Here is a 24,782-nt window from a genome sequence, read left to right as displayed (position 1 = left end):
AGTGGAGGAGTGATTCCGTGTTAAAACCGATTCATACCATCGAGTGTGCTCAGGATGGGACCATCGAACAAGTTTTTGTTCAAAAGAATTCCTATGTTTATGAATGGGAAAGGCTCTTTTTAGTGAAAACAGAAGATGGGAAATTGATTGATGTTTCAATAGGTGCCAGTGGTCACATTACTGAAATTAATGTTGCGGCAGGGGATCCTATTAATAGAAAGCTTCCTTTAGCTTTGCTCCAAGACGATTTTGTTATAACAGGCTCTGATTAATTATAGAAAAGAGAGTGTTCCAAAGGTGTAGGCAATTCGACTTTTGGGATGCTCTTTTTTGTTGTTGTTCAAACAGATAGCATAGTTAAATTGGATATAGAGAATTCCTAGAGCACGCTTGCTAAGGAAAAGCTCTTTGTTTCATGGTAAAATATCAGAATGATTAGACTATACACCCTAGTAGCTTTTTCAAGGCTCCTGAATATTCTCATGAGTAAGCCACGCAGTTCCAAAAAGAAGCTAGACGTAGTGGTGTGACTAATCATCAGGGACTGTTAGGCTATGAAATATTTTAAGTTGTATAGGAGGCTGGAAGGGTGAATAAGGATTTAGATATATTTAGTCGGTTATCAGATTTTGATAATGTTTTGGTCGTAGATGATAAAGGGATGATTATTTTTCATGATATGGCAGATTTAAATGTTCTTAAAGAACTTGGAATACGGCCTGAAGAATTCATGGGGAAAAATGTAACTTCATTTTATAAAAACATTACGAACGAAAATAGTACATTGATGAATGTGTTAAAAACCGGGAAACCATTATGTAATATAAAGCAAGAGATGATTACCAAAACGGGAGAGGTTATTGAGACCATCAATTCCACATACCCAATTGCGGAAAATGATAAAATTATTGGGGCCGTAGAATTCTCTAAGCGCTATTTTTCGAAGGATGCTATTCAATATTTAGATAAATATTCGAGCCATAAGATTTTTAGAAAGAATAATACAGTCTATACGGTTGATGATATAATCACGGTTAACCATAAAATGGAAAGTATTAAAGGTAAACTTAGAAGAATTGCTCTAACAAACTCAAATGTTCTAATTGTTGGGGAAACGGGTACAGGGAAAGAACTTATTGCCCAGGCCATTCATAATTTAAGTGACCGATTTGGAAAGCCTTTTATTTCACTTAACTGCAGTGCAGTTCCCGCTAGCTTATGGGAAAGTACTTTATTTGGCACGAATAAGGGGAGCTTTACTGGATCGGAAGATATGCCGGGTTTATTCGAACAAGCTGAAGGTGGAACATTATTCTTAGATGAAATTAATTCCTTAGATATTAACCTTCAGGTGAAGTTACTAAAAGCTATTGAAGAAAAAACAATCAGGAGATTAGGTGGAAAAAAAAATATCCGGTTGGATATAAGGGTGATTTCAGCAACCAATGAGGTCCCAGACATTTTACTTGCTGAGAAACGGTTGCGAGTGGATTTATTTTATAGAATTGGTGTTGTGCAGATTGACCTGCCGAACTTAATGGAAAGAAAAGAAGATATCGAAGTGCTTGTTGAACATTATCTGAATTTTTACAACAATACGATGAATATATATATAGATCGTGTTCAAAGGGAAGTACTAGAGTGCTTTAAAAGGTACCCATGGCCCGGGAATATCAGAGAGTTAAAGAACGCTGTCGAAACGGCTTATAATCACGTTAGTTCTAATCAAATCACATTGGATGATATTCCTAGCAGAATCAAAGATTATGCAGAAGCTCCAATGACTGATCTTAAAAAAATGGATGTAGATTCTTTAAAAGATGCGGTTCAGGAATTTGAAAAAGAGATTATTGTTCACCAATTAACCAAAACAAACGGGAAAATTGCGGAATCTGCCAGACAGTTGGGGATATCGAAACAATTATTAAAATATAAAATGGAGAAGCATAAACTAAGGTAAAAAAACTTTACCATAGGGAGTGAAAATTTTTACTCCTTCTTCAATGGATATGGAAATTAAATATAATATAAAAGGGTCACCATTCTGGATAGATAATAGAATGGTGACCCTTTTGTCGTTTGTAACGCTTAGGATATAGTGAATGATTAATATAATATTAATCATTATTAAAATATTGTTAAAACTGGCACGTAAATTGCTTAAATAAAATAAAGGGCGTAGAAAAAGAAACCTATTAAAAAAACGATGCAATCTATCAATCGGTTTCAGTGAGTGAAAATTTGAAAACAGAGGTGTGAAATGAATACAAACAAGATATTACGAGACAGCCTTATTTTTGGTTTTGCTTTATTTGCCGTATTTTTTGGGGCAGGTAACCTGATTTTTCCTCCGTCAATCGGACTGGTGTCTGGAGCGGATTGGCCACTAGCGCTAGTAGGTTTCACTCTAACAGGAGTCGTACTTCCTATATTAGGAGTTGTTGCAGTATTAAATTCAAATGGGGAATTTGAAGAACTGACAAAGCCAATTAGTCCTTGGTTTTATAAGGTATTTAATCTTGTTGTCATGATAGGGATTGCGATGCTCGTTACTGTGCCCCGGACGGCTGCAACCACTCATGAGATGGGAGTTCATACTTTATTCCCTCATGTCCCATCTTTCCTAACAATGATTGTTTTTTTTGCATTGAATTTTTATTTTGCAAGTGATCGATCCAATCTTATTGATAAAGTTGGACAAGTGCTAACGCCGGCCTTGTTTGCCATTCTTCTCTTTATCGTCATCAAAGGTACATTCGATCCTATTGGAGCGCCTATAAAAACAGAGATTTCCAATCCATTTTCCCATTCCTTTTTTAGCGCTTACCAGACGGGCGACGTTTTTACGGGTCTTCTTTGTGCCTCGGTTTTCATTGGCTCGATTGTAGCTAAAGGGTACAACGAACCTTCTAAAATGAAGAAAATAGTGCTGAATGGAACTATAGTTGCTGGTTTTGGGTTACTCATTATTTATGGGGGGTTGCTGTATATTGGTGCCACTGGAAGTGGTCTATTTCCGAAGGATATGGAGAGTTCGCAGCTCGTAACAGGGCTGGTTTATAACCTTCTCGGAGACTACGGTACGATTGCATTAGCTATAGCGGTTTCTTTAGCTTGTCTCACTACCTCAATTGGTATTACTGCATCGATAGCAGACTTTCTTAGTGGATTGACGAACCAGAAAGTGAGTTATCGCAATTGGGTGATCGTGGTTTGTGTCATAGGTGTTTTAATGGGGGTACTTGGTGTTGAAAAGATAATCGTCTACTCCGTGCCGCTTTTCATGGGGATTTATCCTGTCTCGATAGTCATCGTCCTACTCGGTGTATTCCGTAAATATATACCAAACGCAGGAGCCTATAAGGGATCAATATTATTAACATTTATTATCAGCCTATTTGAAACATTAGGAAGTATGGGTATCAACATCAAATTTATGAACGAAATTATTTCCATAATTCCATTCAGTTCAAATGGGTTTGCATGGCTCATTCCAGCTGTAATAGGTTTTATTGGAGGGACGCTTATTCATAAACGAACTTCTAAAAAACAGGTTCATGAAATCCCTTCGAACTCCATTGAATAGCAAAAGCCTTAATCTCAGTGTGAAAAAATGGGCTTTCAATTCTCTTTAAGCATGTTGATAGAGAAATAGAACGGAATTTAAAAGTTGGCATGAAAATTGCAATCAAAATAAAAATGTGATGAATAATCGGAAAAATGGAAATTATGAAGTGAATTTTTTTAACTAGTTAAAAACTCAAATTTAAGGGAGAGAGAAAGTATGAATACGGATAAAAATAGCGATATTATTTATGTTAATGGGAAAATATTTACATCAAATCTGGAACAGCCCTATGCAAGCGCTATGGTAGTGCGTGATGGGCGCATTGAATGGGTTGGAGAACATTCAGAAACCGAGGGAATGAATGGAGAGCGTGTAGATTTTCAAGGGCGACGGGTGCTCCCGGGTTTCATTGATGCGCATCTGCATCCCTTATTTCTAGCTAAAGCTTCCAAGCAAATCCCATGTATGCCACCAGTCGTTGAATCGATTGAAGATTTGATTAAAGAGGTTCGCAAACAGCGTGAATCTCAGAATTCAGAGGATTGGATTGAAAGCTGGGGATATGATGAAGGGAAATTAACGGAAGGACGTTCACCTTCACGCTGGGATTTAGATAAAGCCACAAATGATGCCCCTGTTATTATAACTCGAACATGCGGCCATATTGTAGTGGTGAATAGTAAGGCATTGGAATTGGCGGGAATTACAAGAGACACTCCAGATCCAGAAGGAGGGTTAATTGATAGAGATTCAGAGGGTGAGCCAACTGGGGTTTTACGAGAAAATGCAAAAGAACTGGTCAATAAAGTGATGCCGGTTCAAACATTTGATGAAGAAACAGATGCTCTTGTGGAACTAAGTCCAAAATTACTCTCACATGGAATTACTGCGATTACTGAGCTTTTAGCAAGAACCAAACCGAGAGATTACTTAGAAATGTATAATGCAGCACACGAAAAGGGCCTCAAGCAACGTACAGTGCTGTACTATATTTGGGAAGATATGAAGAATGACCCGATCTTAGATAAGGACAAAACAAATAGAAAACTCCAAAATCATATTGGAGGGGTTAAACTATTCTCAGATGGCAGCGTATCTGGCCAAACAGCGTGGATCAATCCTCCATTTTTAGGAGAAGGAGAGAACTATGGCATTCAAATGACCTCTAAGGAGGAATTAATAAGTGCAGCTGAAGCAGCCGAGAAAAACAATATTCAACTGGTAATACACGCAATGGGTGAGCAAGCAATTGATTTAATTGTGAATACTTTCTACGGCAAGAAGGGGTGGATCACTGATGGGCCATCCATAAGAATTGAACATGCAGCAATGCCTACAAAGCAAGCTCTTCAACGGGCAGCTGAAGCGGGAATCGCTTTTGTTCCCCAACCAATCTTTTTATATGCTGAAATCGAGAGCTACCTTAATAACTTAGGTACAGAACGTACGAAGCAAACCTATCCAATTCAATCCATGTTAAAGGCAGGTATTAAGATAGCGTTCTCCTCTGATGCACCAGCAACGGCATGGGTTGATCCAGTTAATCCGTTTGTAGGAATTAAGGCAGCTGTCACACGTATTGCATATGATGGTACGGATACAGGGCAGGATCAACGTGTAGATGTGCCAACGGCTATTACGCTTTACACCCGAGCCGCTCAAGAAATCACACGGATTCCAAATGTGGGGCAACTTACACCTGGTTATCATGCAGACTTTATTGTGCTAGACCAAGATATTTTGAATATTAGCCCAGAGGAAATAGATAGAATTCAAGTAGAAGAAACTTATATGGGTGGTCAATTGGTTTTTCAAAAAGAAACGGCCATAACTAACTAAAATATTAGGGACGATTAGGGAGCATACACCCCTTTTCGTCCCATTTTTATTTTAGTTAAATAGATGATCCTATCCTTGTGGGTGTCGAGGTACAGAAGACAAAAAAGCTTCTGTTCTAAATAAAGTGTAAAAAAAATTTTACGGTAGAGGGTAAAAAATTTTACTCCCTTTATGATTTAATGCTTGTTTAGGATATTGCACTGAGTATCAAATTACTAAATAGTTTTTAAAAATGAAAAAAATGTTGGGTTAAAAATCTTGATGGGTTTAGGGAATATCAATTTGAGAACTAAATTGTGGACGGAAAATTAATAATTGGCACATAAATTGCTTTGATAAGTTTTATAAGGTATTCAATTATAGTTTCTATTTACCTAGTTTTTTCATTTTTTGAGGAGGTATAGATATGTCCACTTTAACGTTAAATTCTGCAATTGAAGGTGTAAGGGAAGACGTGATCAACTGGAGGCGTCACTTTCATCAGAATCCAGAATTGTCTTACCATGAAAAGAAGACCTCGCAATTTGTTTACGAAACAATAGAATCATTTGGAAATCTAGAAGTAACACGTCCTACGGATTATAGTGTAATGGCCCGCTTGATTGGCTCACAACCAGGAAAAACATTGGGCATCCGTGCAGATATGGATGCGCTGCCGATTGAGGAAGAGAATTCTTTCGATTTTATTTCTCAAACACCAGGGGTCATGCATGCTTGTGGGCATGATGGTCATACGGCTATGCTACTTGGCGCGGCAAAGATTCTCTCTGGAATGAAGGATCAAATTAAAGGCGAAGTACGCTTCTTTTTTCAGCACGCAGAAGAATACTTCCCAGGTGGAGCTCAGGAAATGGTTGATGCGGGCGTGATGGAAGGTGTGGATTATGTTATTGCAGCCCATCTTATATCAACACTCGAATTTGGGAAGGTTGGCATTTTATATGGTCCGGCGATGGCAGCTCCTGACGGCTTTCATATTACGATTAAAGGAAAAGGCGGGCATGGCTCTGCGCCGCATGACACAATAGACAGTATCGCCATCGGTGCACAAGTGGTCACAAATCTTCAACATATTGTTTCGCGCAACACAGATCCTCTGGACAACTTGGTTCTTTCTATCGGAAAGTTTGTCGGGGGAGAGGCGGCAAATGTAATTGCCAACTCTGTAGAGATTAGCGGAACGGTCCGCAGTTTTGACTTGAAATACCGTGACTCCATGCCAGGCCTTATGAAAAGGGTCTTGAAAGGAATTACAGAAGCACATGGAGCAACCTATGAATTTGAATATCTATGCGGATATCGTCCAGTAATAAACAATGATGAAGTGACGAAGGTTATTGAAGATACGGTTCGCGAAACCTATGGTGATGAAGCGATTGACTTTCCTAAACCACAAATGGCAGCTGAAGATTTCTCTGCTTTTCAACAGAAAGCGCCCAGCTCATATTTCATAATCGGTGCAGGTAATAAGGAAAAAGGAATCGTATATCCCCACCATCATCCTCGTTTTACTTTTGATGAAGACGCAATGGAATATGGCGTGAAAATTTTTACTAACGCTGTATTTAAATTTTTGCTCTAAGGAATTCGGCCTGCCTACATATTTAAAGATGCAGGCATTATTTCTAGATTGATATTTGAGGAGGAACAGATTATGCAAAGTTTGAAATTATATCCGGAAGTAGAGAGTGTAAAACAGGAAGTGATTGATTGGAGACGTTATCTTCACCAGCATCCAGAATTGTCTTATCACGAAGAGAAAACCTCGCAATTTGTTTACGAAACCCTTCAATCCTTTGGGAATCTTGAAGTAACACGTCCTACAAAATATAGTGTAATGGCTCGCTTAATTGGCTCTCAACCGGGAAAAACATTGGGCATCCGTGCAGACATGGATGCGCTGCCGATTGAGGAAGAGAATTCGTTTGATTTTGTTTCGCAAACTCCGGGGGTCATGCATGCATGTGGCCATGATGGTCATACAGCTATGCTGCTTGGCACCGCAAAGATTCTTTCTGGGATGAAAGATCAAATTAAGGGTGAAGTACGTTTCTTTTTTCAGCACGCTGAAGAGTATTTTCCAGGCGGAGCGCAGGAAATGGTTGATGCGGGCGTGATGGAAGGTGTGGATTATGTTATTGGTGCTCACCTCATGTCAACCTTTGAAGTCGGGAAAGTTGGCATCGTATATGGTCCAATGATGGCGGCGCCAGATGGTTTCTTTCTTACGATTAAAGGAAAGGGAGGCCACGGATCGGCGCCGCATGAAACGATTGACAGTATCGCAATCGGTGCACAAGTAGTTACGAATCTTCAATATATTGTTTCGCGCAACACAGATCCTTTAGATAATTTGGTACTATCTATCGGGAAATTTTCTGGGGGAGAAGCGGCAAATGTCATTGCGAACTCTGTAGAAATAAGCGGGACGGTTCGCAGTTTTGACTTGAAATTCCGTGAATCCACGCCAGTTCTTATGGAAAGGGTCATCAAAGGAATTACAGAAGCACATGGCGCCTCGTATGAGTTTAAATATCTAACCGGATATCGTCCAGTCATAAACGATGATGAAGTAACCAAGGTTATTGAGGAAACAGTTCGTGAGGTCTATGGCGAAGAGGCTGTCGATCTTCAAGGGCCGAAGATGGGAGCTGAGGATTTTTCGGCTTTCCAACAGAAAGCACCTAGCAATTACTTCTTAATTGGAGCTGGGAATCAGGAAAAGGGCATCATTTATCCTCACCATCATCCACGTTTTACTTTTGATGAAGACGCCATGGAATATGGAGTAAACATTTTTATTAATGCTGTATGTAAGATTTTAGTATAGAATACCTTGAATTGTATGCAAAATTAGCTACTTGTAACGTTCAAAATTGAATGTATATCAATCATATAAAAACTAGAACGGGGAAAAGGGGCAAGAGATGGGGATACGCAACGAAGATTTCACATTAAATGAAATCAACGAAGGGGACAAGCCTAAAGCAGATAAGAAGTGGCTGAAGCTCCCACATGTATATGTTATTTTAGTTACCATGCTTTTGATTTGTTATGCTGCAACATTGTTGGTGCCAAAAGGTCAATTTGAAAGAGTGGAAGGACCGACAGGAGCGCCAATTTTGGTGCCGGGGACGTTTAAGTTTGTGGATGCTCCCAATTTGACTCCTTTTGATTTAATGTTTTCGATACCTACTGGGATGGTTCAGGCAGGTGAAATCATCTTTGGTGGTTTAATGATTGGGGCGCTGTTCAGTGTTATTGAACGCACAGGCCTTCTAACCTTAGGCATTCAAAGAATTAATAAGGCATTTCAAACAAGAAGTATATGGGTCATTCCCGTATTGATGATTCCTATGGCTACTTTTACGGCATTTACAGGGGCCATGGAGATGGGGCTTATGTATGCACCCATCATGATCCCGTTAATGTTGAATTTAGGTTATGATCGTTTCACAGCAACTGCGATGGTGCTTGTTAGTACGGCTGCTGGGTTTAGTGTTGCACTTACTTCCCCTGCCACAGTTGGGCTTTCCCAGACATTAATGGAGTTGCCACTATACTCAGGAATTGGCTTTCGGGCGATTTTCATGGTGATTACCGTATTAATTGGGATTTGGTATGTGTGGCGTTATGCGCGTAAGATTGAGAGAAATGCCTCGCTCGGATACTTATATGGAGATGGTTTGGATGCTCAATATCTTAATAGTGATGAGCAAACAGAAGAAAAAGCTTCAAAAAGGCAAATCTTTGCCATTCTCTTTTTGCTCGCTGGCATAGGTGTTATGATTTATGGCTTGCTGAACTGGGGATGGTATTTCACTCAAATTGGTGGTTGGTATGCATTTATGGGGATTGTTCTCGGCTTAATTTGTGGTCTCAATCCAAGCACTATTGCTGAAGTATTTAATGAAGGATTTAAAAAAGTGCTCCTAGGTGTTTTGATTATTGGTCTATCAAGGGCCATTTCAGTTATTCTTGAGAACGGGAATATTTTGGATACGATTGTAAATGGTATTAGCGTAGTGGTGAGTTCCATGCCAAGTCAGATAGCTGCTCTGGTTATGATGGTCTTTCAATCTTTATTTAACTTTTTCGTTGGATCTGGAAGTGGACAAGCCATGATTACCATGCCTATTATGAGCGGGTTGTCCGATTTACTCGGAGTCACAAGGCAAACAGCGATTTTGGCATTTCAGTATGGTGACGGCTTTACAAACATTCTTTACCCTAGCGGTTTGTTTATGGCAATATTAGCTATTGCTCAAGTGCCTTATACAAAATGGGTTCGCTTTATTGCTCCACTACTACTAATTTGGTATGGAGTAGCGGCTGCTTCCTTAATCATTGCCCAATCTATAGGGTGGGGAGCTAACTTATAATTGAAGGTTTTAGATGGAAGAAATATGCATGTTTGAGAGATAGGGAATAGCCATTTTTAAAAATTCTAAAAATTGAAATATTTATATTTAGCTGAAGGTCAAAAGGGGGAATTCCCCCTTTTGCTTTTTGATATGTCTAACGGTTATTAGATAGGATGTGTATTACATAGAAGATAACTTAGCCTATTAGGAAAGTTACGATGGACAAGTAAGCAATGGAGGGTTTCTATGACAAAAACCATTTATACGAATGGAATGATTTATACACTAGATGCAAGCCATCCTAAGGTTGAAACAGTAGTAGTTGAGAACGGAAGGATTGTAGATGTCGGGTCTCACAAAGAAATGATATTGCAATGGGGCAGGGCGAAGACAAACATCATTGATTTACAAGGAAAGATGGCTACTCCTGGATTGATAGATAGCCACCTTCATCTTTCAGGTGTTGCTTTCAATTTTTTAGACCTTGATTTATGTGGTGTTACATCTAAAAGAGAAATGCTAGATAAGATAAGGGAGAAGGCAATGACGCTTTCCCCTGGAAAATGGCTAATCGGAATGGGATGGGATGAGAATCTGTTTGAAGACAAAAGTACAATTCCAACAATAGCTGAATTAGATTATGTGGCACCGCATTGTGCTGTATTTTTGAAAAGGATATGTCACCATGCTTTTTTAGTAAATAGCAAAGCCCTTGAAATGAGCGGCTATCATTCAGCAATTGAGGTTCCGATGGGAGGAAGCGTTGTTCTTGATCCTAACAAAAAGCCTACGGGATTACTTCTTGAATCAGCCTCAAATCTTATTACGGCCTCTATTCCTGAAAAAACGTATGATGAATTAATATGCGGGCTGGAGCAAGCAATGAACCATGCTGTAAAAAATGGTTTAACAAGTGTCCATACAAATGATCCTTTATATCTTGGTGGTTTGAATCAGACATATAAGATGTATGATGAGTTAATTAATCAAGAAAGAAAAGGATTACGGTGCAATCTCCTTATAGACTATCCATTTCTTAACCAATTGAAAGAAAGGGGGATGTATACGGGATATGGTAATGAGAGGTTGCAAATAGGGGCGATCAAAATGTTTGCAGACGGAGCGTTAGGGAGAAGAACTGCCTTACTTTCTGAACCTTATTATGATGCGCCGGGAAAATTTGGGGAGGCGATGCATGATCAAGCCACCCTTTATGAAATGGTAAAAGAGGTAAGAAATCACATGATGCCAATTGCCATGCATACAATTGGTGATCAAGCCTTGGAAAACATTTTAGAAATCCTTGAACAACTTCCAAAAGTAAAGCACCGTGATCGATTAATCCATTTGTCCGTCATTCGTAACGATTTAATTCAGAGACTAGCGGATCCTAGCAGGATTGCAGACATCCAACCAAGATTTGTAGTTAGTGATTACCCCTGGGTGAAAGAAAGACTCGGTGAGAAACGTGAAGCGAATCTTTATGCTTGGAAAACGCTGCTTTCTTCTGGTGTGTTGTGTGCAGGCGGATCGGATGCCCCAGTAGAACCTGTTAATCCACTACTCGGCATTCATGCATCGATTACTAGAAGAGAACCTTCACAGTCCAATGGTGGATGGAATGAAAATGAAAAGATATCCATGATGGATGCTATTAAGTTATTTACGGTTGGCGGGGCTTATGCAACAAATGAAGAGCATCTAAAGGGGACAATAACGAGAGGGAAATTAGCAGATATGACGGTCTACTCGAACGATCTTTTTTCAATGGAAAATCCGGACGATCTATTACGAACAAAAGTTGAAATGACAATTATTGATGGTGAAGTAAACGCATTATAAGGGATTTAATACTATTGAAGATAATGAAATAAATAGCAAAATAACAGGACATTGGATGCATGAATATTGATCAGCGGATTCCTTGCATTATAAATAAAAACACCTTTGCTGCATGTACTTTTTTTCATTGTATATTCAACGAAGGTGTTTTTCATTTGAAAGGAATCCGACTTAGTTTAGAGCACGTTTATCCGCGGAGTTCACATTGCTGAAGTTCGAGGCTTTCATTGTGCCTTAAGTAATAGATGGAATATTGTTATATTCCCTTTCATAAACTGTATAAAATATTATGATAAAAGACAAGGCAGGAAATTTTAAAAAGAATTGTACTATACTTTTTGAGTACAATTTGGGAGGTGATAAAGGATTATTCGAAACAGATTCTCTCTCTCTTTTTTCTAGAAAAGTCGGGTTATTATCATAGGGATATTTTTCTGAGAGAAGTTTATAGGAATTTAAGCCTATAGTTAGAAATATTATGTTAGAATACAACAGGAGATTTAAACATCAAATAAATAGTAGTTTTTCTGAATTTACCCATACTTGTTAAGTGAGTGTATTTTCAGATTTCTGCTATTTAAAAAAGGAGAGGTTAATTAACGTATGAGAATCTCAGAATTAAAAAGAGAAGCCCTACTTTCTTTGAAAGGTAAATGGGGAGTAGCCGTTTCACTTATGTTGCTCTTGTTCTTGATCAATGTCATTTTACCTATGATTGTTGAAGTGATCGGAAGCGGTGGGTTTACACAGTGGTTCGCGCAAGAAGAAACACCGGTATGGTCGGATATCTTCGGAACCGTACTATCTATAGCCTTAATCCCGCTGACTATAGCAACCACTTGGTTTTACCTGAATATAGTCAGGAAAGGAAACCCTGATATTCCAGAGGTATTCGCTATCTATAAAGAAGGAAAAACCTCTTTTAAGATTATCGGTGCATCAATTTTACAAGCTATTTTCATATTTTTATGGTCATTATTATTTATTATTCCAGGAATCATCAAGAGTCTGTCATATTCCCAACTATTTTTCTTATTAAAAGATCACCCTCAATTAACAGTGCTTGAAGCATTTTCAGAAAGTAAGAAACGAATGAAAGGGTTGAAATGGAAGTATTTTCTAATGCACTTAAGCTTCATAGGCTGGGGAATACTATGTATATTCACCTTAGGGATTGGACTTTTATGGTTGGCCCCTTATGCGGGAACAACAATGGCAGCATTCTATAATGAATTAATTGTACCTCAAGATGATTCTGACAACGATCAAATAGAAGCATAAACGCTTGGCCGATAGCAAAATTGCTATCGGTTTTTTTATTTTTAGTATCTCCTATTTAGTCATATATGAGAATGACAGTATTGTAGACTATTGCTTTGTTTTGATAAAGGATGGAACGAATCCAAGGGAGGACTTTGGCTTTTACTCATAACCTACCGCATATCTTATTTCACAGCCATTCATAACCATTTGGTTATGAAATGATGATTGAATTTCTATTATTTTCCTCACGAGAGCGGGAGTATAATGAGATTGAATCGAAAAATAATGGCTCTATGCGTTCAGGGGAGAAACGGAAAAATGAGAAAAACCATAGGAATCAAAGACAATAATGCAAAGATCAGCATCATTTGGGTAATCAGCATTCTGTTCATAGCGGCCAATCTTCGTGCACCTATTACGTCAATAGGTCCATTAATTAGCCTGATTCGTGATGATACAGGAATCAATAATGCAGTCGCAGGGATGGTGACGACGATTCCGCTGATAGCCTTTACTTTGGTTTCCCCTGTGGCCCCATTGATTGCAAAGCGAATTGGAATGGAATGGACTTTACTATACTCATTACTGCTACTCATAGTGGGATTATTCCTTCGATCGATTTCATCAGTTACGGCTTTAATGACCGGAATGGCTTTTATGGGAATTGCCATTGCAGTTGGGAATGTTCTACTTCCAGGTATCATCAAACAGAAACATCCAGAGAAAGCAGGCATCTTGACTGGTGCCTACATAGCGAGCATGAACCTTTCATCAGCCATCGGTTTTGGAATCAGTATTCCATTAGCCAAAGAAGCAGGCTTAGGATGGCAAGGATCTTTATTATGTTGGGCAATTCTAGCTATTGCCACATTGATTCTTTGGTTGCCCCAAGTGAAGGGAAAGCGGGGAGAAAGAAAGAATCGCGCTTCAAAATCAACAACATCGATTTTTTCCTTTGAAATGTGGAAATCGCCGACAGCTTGGAACATCACACTCTTCATGGGCTTACAATCATTACCGTTTTATATTTTGTCAGCATGGCTTCCTGATATGTTGATGGCTCAAGGCATGGATCAGGCTAAAAGCGGCTGGATGCTAAGCATTAATCAATTCACTTCGCTTCCGGCGACCATCATTACCCCAATTGTCGCGATGCGCATCCCAAACAGGAGCATTCTTGGAATCATATCAGGGATATTAATGACCATCGGTATGGTGGGTGTGGGTTTCGGTCAGCTTTCGCTGATACCAATTTGTATGGTTTTGATAGGTTTAGGGAACGGTATGGCCATCAGCTTTGCCATGATCACATTCGGATTACGTACGGAAAGTGCACAGCAAGCAGCTGATCTTTCAGGAATGGCACAATCTATTGGATACTTACTTGCCGCGATCGGACCAATCTTGATTGGCTTGATTCATGATCTTACTCATAGTTGGGCATTACCAAAACTGATCCTGATTTTCATTACTGTATTATTAATTATATCCGGTGCCTTTGTTGGTCAAAGGAAACCTGCTTTGAAGAAAATCCAAAAAAGTGATGAAAAGTCTTATAGTATATAATGGGTTTTTAAAATACGTAGAAAGAGGGCGTCCCCGATCGATCTTTTACAAATGAGATACTTTCAAATCGTTGCAAAACATCAACATTTAACAAAAGCAGCGGAAGCATTGAACATCACTCAGCCAGCCCTCAGTAAAATGATTAGTAAATTGGAAAATAGTCTTGGTTATGAATTATTTGATCGAAGAGGCAGGCAAATTCAATTAAATAAACTCGGTGAATCCTATTTGCGAACTGTCGAACAGGTCTTTTTACAATTAAAAGAAGGGGAAAAGGAATTAGCCTTCCTGGCAGATAAGCAGGATAAATTAATCTCCATAGCTGTTACCATTCCGAGTATTCTGCCAGAGTTATTAGGCGGTTTTCTAAAGAAACATCCCAATGCCCGATTTAGACAACATCAGGCTTCCTTCGAACGAATCAAAAAACAGATTGAAATAGGGGAAATAGACGTCGGTATCTCAACAGTACCTGTGCTAGGGGAACATATTGAGTGGGTCCCCATCCTAGAAGAAGAAATACTTCTAGCCGTGCCCCTTTCCCACCCTTTGGCTAATAGAAAGAGCATCTATCTAAAAGAAGTGGAGAATGCTCCTTTCATCGTTATGCCATTAGGTTATGATTTTCGCGATATGACGGAACGATTTTGCAGAGAAGCAGGCTTCTATCCTGATTTTGCTTTTGAAGGAGACGAAACGGGAATCACTCATGAGCTCGTAGAAAAAGGCCTCGGCGTTGCCTTATTTCCATCATTGCTATCAAATGAAAGATTACATGATTTACAAACGGCAAAATTGAAGATCATTGAGCCTCACTGCTCAAGAAAAGTTGGGTTGGTTTGGCATAAAAGCCGGCCATGTAATGATATTGTAAAGAGCTTCATACAATATACGATGGAGTTTTTGGAACATAAAAAAGATCAGGAAAGAAAAATGGATTTTCATTCTTAATTCCCCTTTAAAGGTTAAATTGTTAATTTTAAGGTGTATAATAGAAAACTTAGAATGCTATTTAGGGGGATTACATAGTGAGTAGTTTTAATATGGCGGATATGATATACCAATTGTTTTGCCTTGTATTTCTAATCCTGATCATAGTAGGTATCGTATCGCTTTTCCGTTCTGTCAAGCAACGCAAAACTAGACTGGATATCATGGAAAAGAAAATGGATGATTTATATGAACTAATTAAAAAGGACAGCGCTTGACGGCTACATTCTGTGGCCGTTTTTTCTATGCAAAAGGAGTCATTGGGTACAGTCTAATTACCGCTTTGATGGTTGTGAAGGTTAGTCAGGGAATCATCAATTAAAATAGCTAATGAAAAACCCCTGTCTCAGAATTTGAAAAGAAGATAGGTTTTTTTCATCTTTTGAAAGACATAACGAATCATAAAAAGAAATAGGATTTGTTAAAAATAAGCAGTTTTACATGGCGAGATGATGGAATGCATGACATTTGTTGGGCAAACTGCATGTTAAGGAGTTGGTATAGATGATGCATGGTTTGTGATGGCTTCTTATCTTATAATGGAGTGGGTTAGATATTTAAGGGAAATAAAGAAAATACAAACAAACCATCAAAAATTTACGTACATGAATGATGACCCTATAACTAAGTGTCGGAGATGAAGAATGCTAAACATTCAATCCTTTTGTTAGGTATCTTTGAGAAGTAGGAGGAGTCGGTATCATGAAAGAAATTATTGCAATTAAAGAAGTCACTCAGTTTAAGTCCCGTGCAGAGGAATTTAGTCCATACGCCTGGTGTAAACAGATGTTAGAAAATGACCCTGTGAGCTATCACGAAGGAACAAATACGTGGAATGTTTTTAAATATGAAGATGTTAAGCGTGTTCTTAGTGATTATAAATATTTTACGAGTGTGCGGGAACGGACTACCATATCGGTTGGAACGGATAGCAAGGAAGGTTCAGCACCTGAAAAGATCAAAATCACTGAAGCGGATCCACCTGTGCATAGAAATCGCCGTTCACTGTTGGCCGCAGCATTCACACCTAGAAGTCTCCAAAACTGGGAACCTCGCATTCAGGAAATTGCAGATGAATTAGTCGAACAGATGGGGGCAGACAAGGAAATTGATATTGTGCAATCATTGGCAAGTCCGCTTCCGATTATTGTCATGTCAGACTTAATGGGCGTTCCCTCAAAAGATCGTTTACTGTTTAAAAAATGGGTAGATATCTTATTCCTTCCCTTTGACAAAGAAAAACAAGAAAAAGTTAATGAAATGAAGCAAGTGGCAGCAAGAGAATATTATGAGTATTTATATCCAATTGTTGTACAGAAACGGTTACATCCAGCTGATGATATCATATCCGATCTATTGAAGGCTGAAGTAGATGGTGAAACCTTTACAGATGATGAAGTTGTGCGTACGACCATGTTGATTTTAGGAGCGGGAGTCGAGACAACCAGTCATTTACTTGCCAATACCTTTTATTCACTATTATATGATGACAATAAAGTCTATGAAGAGTTACGTAATAACCTGGATTTAGTACCACAAGCCGTTGAGGAAATGCTGCGTTACCGATTCAATTTAACCAAATTAGATCGTACAGTAAAGGAAGATAACGATTTATTAGGAGTAGATTTGAAGAAAGGGGATGTCGTGGTTGCCTGGATGAGTGCAGCAAACATGGATGAGGATATGTTTGAAGACGCATTCACTCTTAATATACACCGTCCTAATAATAAGAAACATCTAGCCTTTGGAAATGGGCCGCATTTCTGCTTAGGTGCTCCGCTAGCACGACTGGAAGCAAAAATTGCCCTTACCACATTTCTAGAGAAATACTCACATATTGAATCAGTGGATTCGTTTCAGTTGGAAGAGAATCTGACCGATTCAGCGACCGGGCAAACTCTAACTAGCTTACCACTTAAGGCATTCAGTAAACATTAAAAAGAAAAACCTTATGCCATTAACCAGCATAAGGTTTTTTTCGTTTTAAGATTACTACATTGCATACATGTTGAATGGTATGCTGAATGTTCCCAAACTCTTTTACCAAATGTGAGTGGATTTCATCGAGGATTTGTACCCGCTTATCTTCGGAAAAACTTGAAAGCCAGGATAATGACCCCACTCTTCCACACCATTCTTCGTTTTTAAATGTCACATCGTAATAGAATTTATATGTATCTGTTAAATCAAATTGATGTTCCTGCCATTCGTTAAACCACTTAACCGGAAAGCCGTTAATAAATTGTTGGACATTCGCTTTAGATCCTGCAGAGGTTAGTTTGCCATCCGGCATATGACGTTTAATGATTTGAAGCGTTTCTTTTATTACGTTACTTTTAGAAACGAATCCTGAATCCATCACTATTAACGTGCCATTTTCTTTAATAATCCGCTTTATTTCATTCAATGCTGCTTCTCGATCAAACCAGTGCCAAGCCCTTAAAACGGTTACAAAGTCAAAAGTATCACTTTCTAAAGTTGTATCCTCTGAATATCGATTAACATATTTTATTCTACTATTTTCTTGTCTATCAATATTATGCGCTTCTTCTATCAATTCCTTTGATGGTTCAACGCCAACCACCTTAGCTCTCTCCTTAAATAAAGCTCTACTCAAAACGCCAGTCCCAGAACCTAAGTCTGCAACCGGAACATTAGCAAAGTTTATTCCTCTGATTTTTAAGCTTTCTATTAATTCACCAGGTAAATCATTTCTCCATTTAGCATAATCTTTAGCTACTTTTCCGAAATTCACTTTCATTCATTTTCCACCTTCTTTTTTTTTTGCTCAGACTCAGGTGATCTATAGTGATAGGATTGAGCTATAAAGAAACAAGCAATTTTGTGTTTATCAAGCTTTATTAACCATACAAAAAGTCATATCAACAAATATGGCCAACCCGTAATAAGTAGAAAGCTAGAAAGAAAATCCCCCATAATAATTACCTTTCAAATACGGATGACAGAATATGTATATCTTTGATTGTATCATAATGGGTAATTATGTAAATGTAATAGAAGTATTTTAGATAGCACCAATGTTAAAGAGGACTAAGTACATAAGGGTTATTCGATATAGATATTACTTTCATCATTAAGGTTAAGACCATGTTGGTGTAGAATCCAGCAAGTTGAAGTTGGATAAGGAGATATATTTACCGTAACCTTAAGTTGAGTTGGTTAAGCTGTATAGAGTAGTATTAAAAGATAGAATGATTTTAAATTATGTAGCGGGAGCAGGGATTTTCATTTCACGAGTGGTTCTTTACCTATTATTTGAATAAATTGTGGAGCTAATTGAGGAAGATAACCGACCTGTTTATTTTTTTGTAGAAAGATTAGCAAATTTTAATGAAAATCTAATCAAAATCTAATCAAAATCTAATCAAAATCTAATCAAAATCTTATTCCTTCTTCATTCAGTATGTATACTTTAATAATGGATACGTTGAAGATGCATCATATGTCCTTCCGAATCCACTGTTTATTATTAACAGAAATCTTTCTCTAATACAAAGATGGGGGGAAATCAAAAAGACGTTTTATAAAGCTCGCTACATATAATCATAAATGAAACAGATAGAATAAATGAGTTAACTAATGAATTAAACTAATGAATTATTAGTATTTACACTGGATAAACAGAAAGAAATGCAAGTTCCTTTCGTTCTTTGTTATGGTTTAGATCATATAGAATGAAGTTAAAACTCTATATTGAGATCTTACTTTAATCATGCAACAGCGGTTTTAAAAAGTGAAAGGATGTTATTATGAAATTAAAGTTTCAGTTGTCTATTGCCTTTGTATTAAGTGTAATTTTTTTAATTGGATTCAGTATAATGGCATTTACAATAAGTGCATATGAATTCTTGAATTTTGATAGAGCGGTGATTTCCTTCGTTCAAGGATTAGAGTCTCCGTTTTTAACAACCATCATGAAGGTCTTTACGTTTATTGGTTCATCTAGTTCCATAATTATACTTTCCTTACTTGTTTTATTTTACTTGTATAAGGTATTGAAACATCGTTTGGAGCTAGTCTTATTTAGTGCTGTCGTGGTTGGCTCAACTCTCCTCAATTTGATATTGAAACTTTTCTTTCAACGAGCTCGTCCTGATTTACATCGACTCATTGAGATAGGGGGATACAGTTTTCCAAGTGGACATGCGATGAATGCATTCACTTTATATGGTATTCTCACATTTCTACTATGGCGGCATATTTCGACTATGTGGGGGAGAACTCTGTTGATTTTGTTCAGCGTGATGATGATCCTTACAATAGGAATAAGTAGAATATACTTGGGGGTCCATTATCCTAGTGATATTATTGGAGGATATTTAGCGAGTGGCTGTTGGCTTGCCATTTCCATTTGGGTTTTCCAAAAGTATAAAGAAAGCCAGAAAAACAAAGAAGTTAACTAAAGTTAGGACAGGCAATTCAATAAGAAAGCAGCTAGGGACTAAACAAGTTATCTGCTGATTATATCAAATGATTGAAATAGTTAGGAGCTTTTAAATGGAAAACTGGATTACGGAATTTATGAATAATTTTGGGTATATTGGAATCTTTCTATTAATAGCATTGGAAAATATTTTTCCGCCTATTCCATCAGAGGTCATTCTAACCTTTGGAGGTTTTATGACCACGGTATCAACAAATTTGACTATATTCGGAGTCGTGATTGCATCAACTCTTGGATCAGTGGCAGGGGCTGTGGTGCTTTATGGGATTGGTTTACTGATTGATGTGAAAAGGATAGAGAAGTTTGTGGGTAGATGGGGACATATTTTTCGGTTAACAGTAACGGACGTCCATAAGGCAAATTCTTGGTTTGACAAATACGGAGCGTGGACTGTTTTTTTCTGTAGACTCGTTCCGTTGATTAGAAGCTTAATTTCCATTCCCGCAGGTATGTCTCATATGAGTTTTTGGCTTTTTTTACTATACACAACAACCGGAACATTGATTTGGAACGTGATTCTGGTGAATGTTGGAGCAGCTGTAGGTTCTTCATGGGAAAACATCGTAGGGTATATGGACATTTATTCAAACATCGTATATGCAATATTTGTATTACTGTTTATTCTTTTCGTTGTTTTAATTTTTAGAAGAAATAAGGGAAAAAGAAAGTGATTATAGTAGATTTAAAAAATGATAAAGGACCGTTCAAGTCTGAACTTTCATTACATAATCTTATATAAACATCAGAGGCTGTCATTATGACAGCCTTTTTCATATGTCATTCAAACGGGAAAGCGGAGAGGATGAGCTTTGAACGTAGAATAAAGGGAATGTGCTTTGGACAAAATGAGTGAAACGAAAAAGGAATGAGGTTCGGCGCGATGGTTTCTTTTTTCAAAAATAAAGGACAAATGAAGAAACGTGAGAAGCAAAAGATAGATGATAAAGATCAATCTAAAAGTAAAAAACTTGAATATATTGACAGCTCTATTTCAGCCAATCTAGACCATATGAAAAAGAAAACGGGTAACAGCCCGGACATTATTGTCCGAACGTTGAAAATCAGTCAAAACCCTGAAATTAAAACGACTATCTTGTATGTGCAGGGTTTGATAGATAATCCAAGCGTTACGGACTTTTTAATTGAATCAATCATGAAAAACCCTCATCTAAAAGAAAAACTACTTCCTAAAGAAGCACTGGACGTGATTTCTGAAGAAGTAGTTTCTCTCGGTGGTGTAGAATCTGTCACGGACTGGGAAAAATTATTTTTGTCATTATTATCAGGGGATAGCATCATTTTTGTTGACGGCATAAACAAAGCCTTGGTTGCCAGTACAAGAGGGGGAGAACGGCGTTCCATTCAGGAACCAAGCACACATTTGACGGTCCGCGGTTCAAGAGAAGGATTTACTGAATCGAATGCAACAAACATCGCCATGTTACGCCGCATTATTAACAGTCAGGATTTATGGATTGAGTCTATGAAAATAGGTACTGTGACAAAGACGGATGTTTCCATTATGTATATAAATGGGATTGCTAAAGAAGGAATCGTCGAGGAGGTCAAAAAGCGCTTAAAAGGAATAAATATCGATAGTATTCTTGAATCAGGATACATTGAACAATTGATAGAAGATCAGGTCATGACCCCATTCCCTACCCTTAATCATACAGAAAGACCTGATATGGTTGCGGGTAATCTTCTTGAAGGAAGAGTGGCGATATTTGTTAACGGATCGCCTTTTGTCTTGGTGGCCCCAGCCTTATTCGTACAGTTTTTCCAATCTGTCGAAGACTATTATAATCGTTTCGACATTGCCTCAGCCACACGTTTTTTACGGATCATCGTTTTTATAATCTCTATAGTGGGACCGGCTGTCTATGTTGCAGCCACAACTTTTCATCAGGAAATGATCCCATCCAAGTTGCTAGTCATTGTTGCAGCGCAAAGGGAAACGGTTCCTTTGCCGGCCGTTGTTGAAGCACTCGTCATGGAAATAACCTTTGAAATCTTAAGGGAAGCAAGCCTTCGGATGCCAAAGGTGGTTGGTTCAACCATGTCCATTGTCGGAGCATTGGTGATTGGGCAGGCGGCAGTCCAGGCTGGCGCTGTATCACCGGCAATGGTCATCATCGTTTCGATCACGGCGATTGCCAGTTTTGCGACTCCTTCTTATTCCATCGCCATTTCTGCACGTATAGTGCGGTTCGGATTTATCATTTGTGCCGGCGTTTTAGGTTTCTATGGCATGATTTTAGCCTTTATCGTCCTCATCGTCCATTTATGCAGCCTCCGTTCATTCGGCGTTCCTTATATGTCACCTCTCGCCCCTCTTAACCCAGAAGGATTAGGTGACACATTCTTTAGAAGACCTATGTGGGCGTTCAAAGAAAGACCAAAATTATTAAGCTCCAATAATAATCTGATACGGGAAGGCGATAATCAAAGACCTTTGCCTCCTGAATCGCGGGGAATGAAAACTTCTGACAAGAAAAAAGGTGAAGGCAATGAATCGTAAATGGCTCGTTCTGCTCTTGATGATCGGCACCACGTTCACCTCTGGATGCTGGGATAAAAAAGAGTTAAACGAGATAGCCATCGTCTCGGCAATGGGAATCGATAAAGATAAAGAAGGAAAGTTAGTGGGAACGTTTCAAATCATTAACCCAGGCAATGTTGCGGGGTCTCTTCAGGGAGGCGGCGGGACAAATCCCGCCATATCCGTTTATAGGGCCACTGGAAATAATGTGCTTGGACTAGATAGTATTGCTTCAACAAAAATTTCAAGAGATATGTATTTCGCTCATGCAAACCTGATCGTCATAGGTGAGGAAATAGCAAAAGAAGAGGGCATTAACGCTATTTTCGATGCCTTTGAGCGCTCCCCTGAATTTAGGGCAACTTCGAGGATCGTGATAGCCCGAGGTGTAAAAGCCAGGGATATAGTCGAAACATTAACGGCAATCGATAAAGTATCAGCTGAAAAAGTCATTAGGACGATTGAATCTTCGGAAAAACAGCAGGGGAGAAGTATCAGTGTCAATCTTCAAGAAGTGATTAAAAACCTTGTGAGTACCGGAAAAGAACCGATAATTAGTGGTTTTACCGTGAAGGGTAACACAGATAAAGAGGATAAAATGGAGAATACTCAGACCTCTGATATTGAGGCTAACCCAACTACCGCTGGAATAGGTGTATTTAAAGATGGTAAATTGATTGACTGGCTGGATGGTAATAAGGCAATAGGCTCGATGTGGGTTTTAGATAGGATTGCACATACCAATTTAAACATTGATTGGAATGATAAAAAAGACGCAATCACCTATCAAGTGCAACGCCAAAAAACCAACGTCGCGGCAAAAATGAAAAATGGCAAACCTAAAATGTTGATAAAGGTCCTTGTTGAAGGAGATATCCGCGAGGCAAATATTCCCGTGAATCTAAACAGTCCGCACGTTCTGATAGACATTGAAAAGAGGTTAGCAAAAGACTTAAAGAAGGAGATGGAAGATGCGATCGTTCGTGCACAAAAAAATAAATCCGATATTTTTGGCTTTGGTGAAATCATGCACGAATCCCATCCGAAAGAATGGAAAAAAATCGAAAAGGACTGGGACGATGTTTCTTTTCCTAAGCTGGAAGTAGATGTACAGGTAGAGACTTTCATTCGCCGTACAGGATTACGTAACAAGCCGTATCTTTCAAATTTAAAAAAGAGCGATCAATAATGGAAAGGAAGTGGCATCCTCGTGGAAAAGGCAAAAATCAGCGGCTTCCAGCTATTCGTCCTTATTTTCCTGTTTGAAATAGGAAGTGCACTTTTGGTTCCGCTTGCAGGTGAAGCCAAACAGGGCGCTTGGCTAGTCATTCTCATTGCGATGATAGGCGGTTTTTTGTTATTTTTCGTTTATTATGGCCTTTTTCAATACTACCCTGATCAGCTGCTAACTGAATATGTAAGACATATAATGGGGAATTTTTTAGGAAGGATAGTAGCTTTTCTATACATTCTATATTTCATGTATCTTGCTGCAAGAGTGTTGAGGGATTTCGGAGAGACCCTGCTTACCTTCGCCTATCCTCATGTTCCGTTATTTTTTGCGAACGCAGTATTTATTTTGGTGGTGGTGTATACGGTTCGTAAAGGGATAGAGGTACTGGCAAGGACGGGAGAACTTTTCTTTGTGTTAGAGAATTTACTTTTCATGACATTCATTCTTCTGATTGTTGTTTCAGGAATGATCCATATAAACAACTTAAAACCTGTTTTTGAAATCAGTGGGGTAGAGATGATGAAAATGTCCTTTACTGAAACCTTATTTTTTCCATTTGGCGAAATCATTGTCTTTTTAATGATTTTTCCTTATTTGAACGAACCTCAGAGGCTAAAAAAAATTGGTATAGGGAGTTTGGCTGCAAGCGGTATTTTTCTCGCGTTTATAATGGCTTTGAATGTAGCTGTGCTTGGGGTGGATCTTACAATACGTTCGCAATATCCTTTTCTTTCCCTCATTCAGTCAATTGAGATCGCTGGCTTTTTGGAACGACTCGATGTTTATTTTTTGGTTAAACTCATGATTGGAGGGTTCATCAAAATAAGTGTGTTTACATATGTAGCGGTAACGGGTACGGCAAATGTTTTCAACTTTAAAGAACCTTCTCGGCTGGCTTATCCAGTTGGTTTTGTCATTTTACTAATATCCATTGTGATTGCAAGTAGCTATTCGGAACATATCCATGAAGGGCTAGGTGCTGTGCCCATCTACGTTCATTTACCATTTCAAGTGATAATTCCAGTATTTCTTTTGGTTATTGCTTATTTTAAGAATAGAAAAAAAAAGCAGGGCTTTGTACCACCAAAACCCTAAAAGGTGGAGCTGAT

General features: G+C 38.4%; 19 protein-coding genes. 18 read left to right on the top strand and 1 reads right to left on the bottom strand.

All coding sequences use genetic code 11. The features are described 5' to 3' along the window. Window positions 1–17 precede the first annotated feature (17 nt). The 13 genes from AKG34_RS18605 to AKG34_RS18545 all read left to right on the top strand — a co-directional run bounded on the left by AKG34_RS18605 (window position 18) and on the right by AKG34_RS18545 (window position 17,370). Complete coding sequence (locus tag AKG34_RS18605; RefSeq protein ID WP_053347465.1) at window positions 18–272, top strand: biotin/lipoyl attachment domain-containing protein; 255 nt, start codon at window positions 18–20, stop codon at window positions 270–272. A gap of 317 nt (window positions 273–589) precedes the next feature. Further along, window positions 590–1,960 carry a sigma-54 interaction domain-containing protein gene (locus AKG34_RS18600; RefSeq protein WP_053347464.1) on the top strand — a complete coding sequence of 457 codons (1,371 nt, stop codon included), beginning with the start codon at window positions 590–592 and terminating at the stop codon, window positions 1,958–1,960. Between the two features lie 300 nt (window positions 1,961–2,260). Continuing rightward, a complete protein-coding gene (gene brnQ, locus AKG34_RS18595; protein WP_083450846.1) occupies window positions 2,261–3,586 on the top strand; it encodes a branched-chain amino acid transport system II carrier protein in 1,326 nt (441 codons plus the stop codon). A gap of 198 nt (window positions 3,587–3,784) precedes the next feature. Then, a complete protein-coding gene (locus AKG34_RS18590; RefSeq protein WP_053347463.1) occupies window positions 3,785–5,407 on the top strand; it encodes an amidohydrolase in 1,623 nt (540 codons plus the stop codon). 406 nt (window positions 5,408–5,813) lie between these two features. Further along, entirely contained in the window at window positions 5,814–6,989 is a 1,176-nt protein-coding gene (locus AKG34_RS18585) for a M20 family metallopeptidase (protein WP_053347462.1), read from the top strand. A 72-nt stretch (window positions 6,990–7,061) separates the two neighbouring features. Continuing rightward, complete coding sequence (locus AKG34_RS18580) at window positions 7,062–8,237, top strand: M20 family metallopeptidase (RefSeq protein WP_053347461.1); 1,176 nt, start codon at window positions 7,062–7,064, stop codon at window positions 8,235–8,237. 97 nt (window positions 8,238–8,334) lie between these two features. Next, complete coding sequence (locus AKG34_RS18575; protein ID WP_053347460.1) at window positions 8,335–9,789, top strand: YfcC family protein; 1,455 nt, start codon at window positions 8,335–8,337, stop codon at window positions 9,787–9,789. Window positions 9,790–10,017: 228 nt separating this feature from the next. Next, window positions 10,018–11,613 carry an amidohydrolase gene (locus tag AKG34_RS18570; RefSeq protein ID WP_053347459.1) on the top strand — a complete coding sequence of 532 codons (1,596 nt, stop codon included), beginning with the start codon at window positions 10,018–10,020 and terminating at the stop codon, window positions 11,611–11,613. A gap of 603 nt (window positions 11,614–12,216) precedes the next feature. After that, a complete protein-coding gene (locus AKG34_RS18565; protein WP_053347458.1) occupies window positions 12,217–12,894 on the top strand; it encodes a DUF975 family protein in 678 nt (225 codons plus the stop codon). A 300-nt stretch (window positions 12,895–13,194) separates the two neighbouring features. Beyond that, entirely contained in the window at window positions 13,195–14,442 is a 1,248-nt protein-coding gene (locus AKG34_RS18560; protein ID WP_053347457.1) for a CynX/NimT family MFS transporter, read from the top strand. Between the two features lie 36 nt (window positions 14,443–14,478). After that, window positions 14,479–15,393: a LysR family transcriptional regulator gene (locus AKG34_RS18555; protein WP_053347456.1), complete on the top strand. Its 915-nt coding sequence runs from the start codon at window positions 14,479–14,481 to the stop codon at window positions 15,391–15,393. 77 nt (window positions 15,394–15,470) lie between these two features. Further along, window positions 15,471–15,650: a DUF4083 family protein gene (locus AKG34_RS18550; protein WP_053347455.1), complete on the top strand. Its 180-nt coding sequence runs from the start codon at window positions 15,471–15,473 to the stop codon at window positions 15,648–15,650. Window positions 15,651–16,131: 481 nt separating this feature from the next. Continuing rightward, the gene (locus AKG34_RS18545) at window positions 16,132–17,370 is read left to right on the top strand and encodes a cytochrome P450 (RefSeq protein ID WP_053347454.1); all 1,239 of its coding nucleotides are present in this window, start codon (window positions 16,132–16,134) and stop codon (window positions 17,368–17,370) included. Between the two features lie 19 nt (window positions 17,371–17,389). On the opposite strand, the gene AKG34_RS18540 is transcribed toward AKG34_RS18545, so the two are convergent. Continuing rightward, complete coding sequence (locus AKG34_RS18540; protein WP_053347453.1) at window positions 17,390–18,193, bottom strand: class I SAM-dependent methyltransferase; 804 nt, start codon at window positions 18,191–18,193, stop codon at window positions 17,390–17,392. Window positions 18,194–19,202: 1,009 nt separating this feature from the next. Here AKG34_RS18540 and AKG34_RS18535 point away from each other — a divergent pair. From AKG34_RS18535 to AKG34_RS18515, 5 genes are all read left to right on the top strand, one after another. Then, window positions 19,203–19,856, top strand: coding sequence for a phosphatase PAP2 family protein (locus tag AKG34_RS18535; protein WP_053347452.1), 654 nt, complete (start codon window positions 19,203–19,205; stop codon window positions 19,854–19,856). Between the two features lie 94 nt (window positions 19,857–19,950). Continuing rightward, complete coding sequence (locus tag AKG34_RS18530; RefSeq protein ID WP_053347451.1) at window positions 19,951–20,568, top strand: DedA family protein; 618 nt, start codon at window positions 19,951–19,953, stop codon at window positions 20,566–20,568. Window positions 20,569–20,777: 209 nt separating this feature from the next. Beyond that, complete coding sequence (locus tag AKG34_RS18525; RefSeq protein ID WP_053347450.1) at window positions 20,778–22,418, top strand: spore germination protein; 1,641 nt, start codon at window positions 20,778–20,780, stop codon at window positions 22,416–22,418. Continuing rightward, a complete protein-coding gene (locus AKG34_RS18520) occupies window positions 22,408–23,628 on the top strand; it encodes a Ger(x)C family spore germination protein (protein ID WP_053347449.1) in 1,221 nt (406 codons plus the stop codon). Before AKG34_RS18525 ends, AKG34_RS18520 begins: the two co-directional genes overlap by 11 nt. Window positions 23,629–23,649: 21 nt before the next feature. Further along, a complete protein-coding gene (locus AKG34_RS18515) occupies window positions 23,650–24,768 on the top strand; it encodes a GerAB/ArcD/ProY family transporter (RefSeq protein ID WP_053347448.1) in 1,119 nt (372 codons plus the stop codon). The last annotated feature ends 14 nt before the right edge of the window (window positions 24,769–24,782 follow it).

The organism is Peribacillus butanolivorans (assembly GCF_001273755.1).
GTDB lineage: Bacteria > Bacillota > Bacilli > Bacillales > DSM-1321 > Peribacillus > Peribacillus butanolivorans.
The sequence above is the reverse complement of the archived record's forward strand: the minus strand, read 5'-3'. Positions and strand labels throughout refer to the sequence as shown.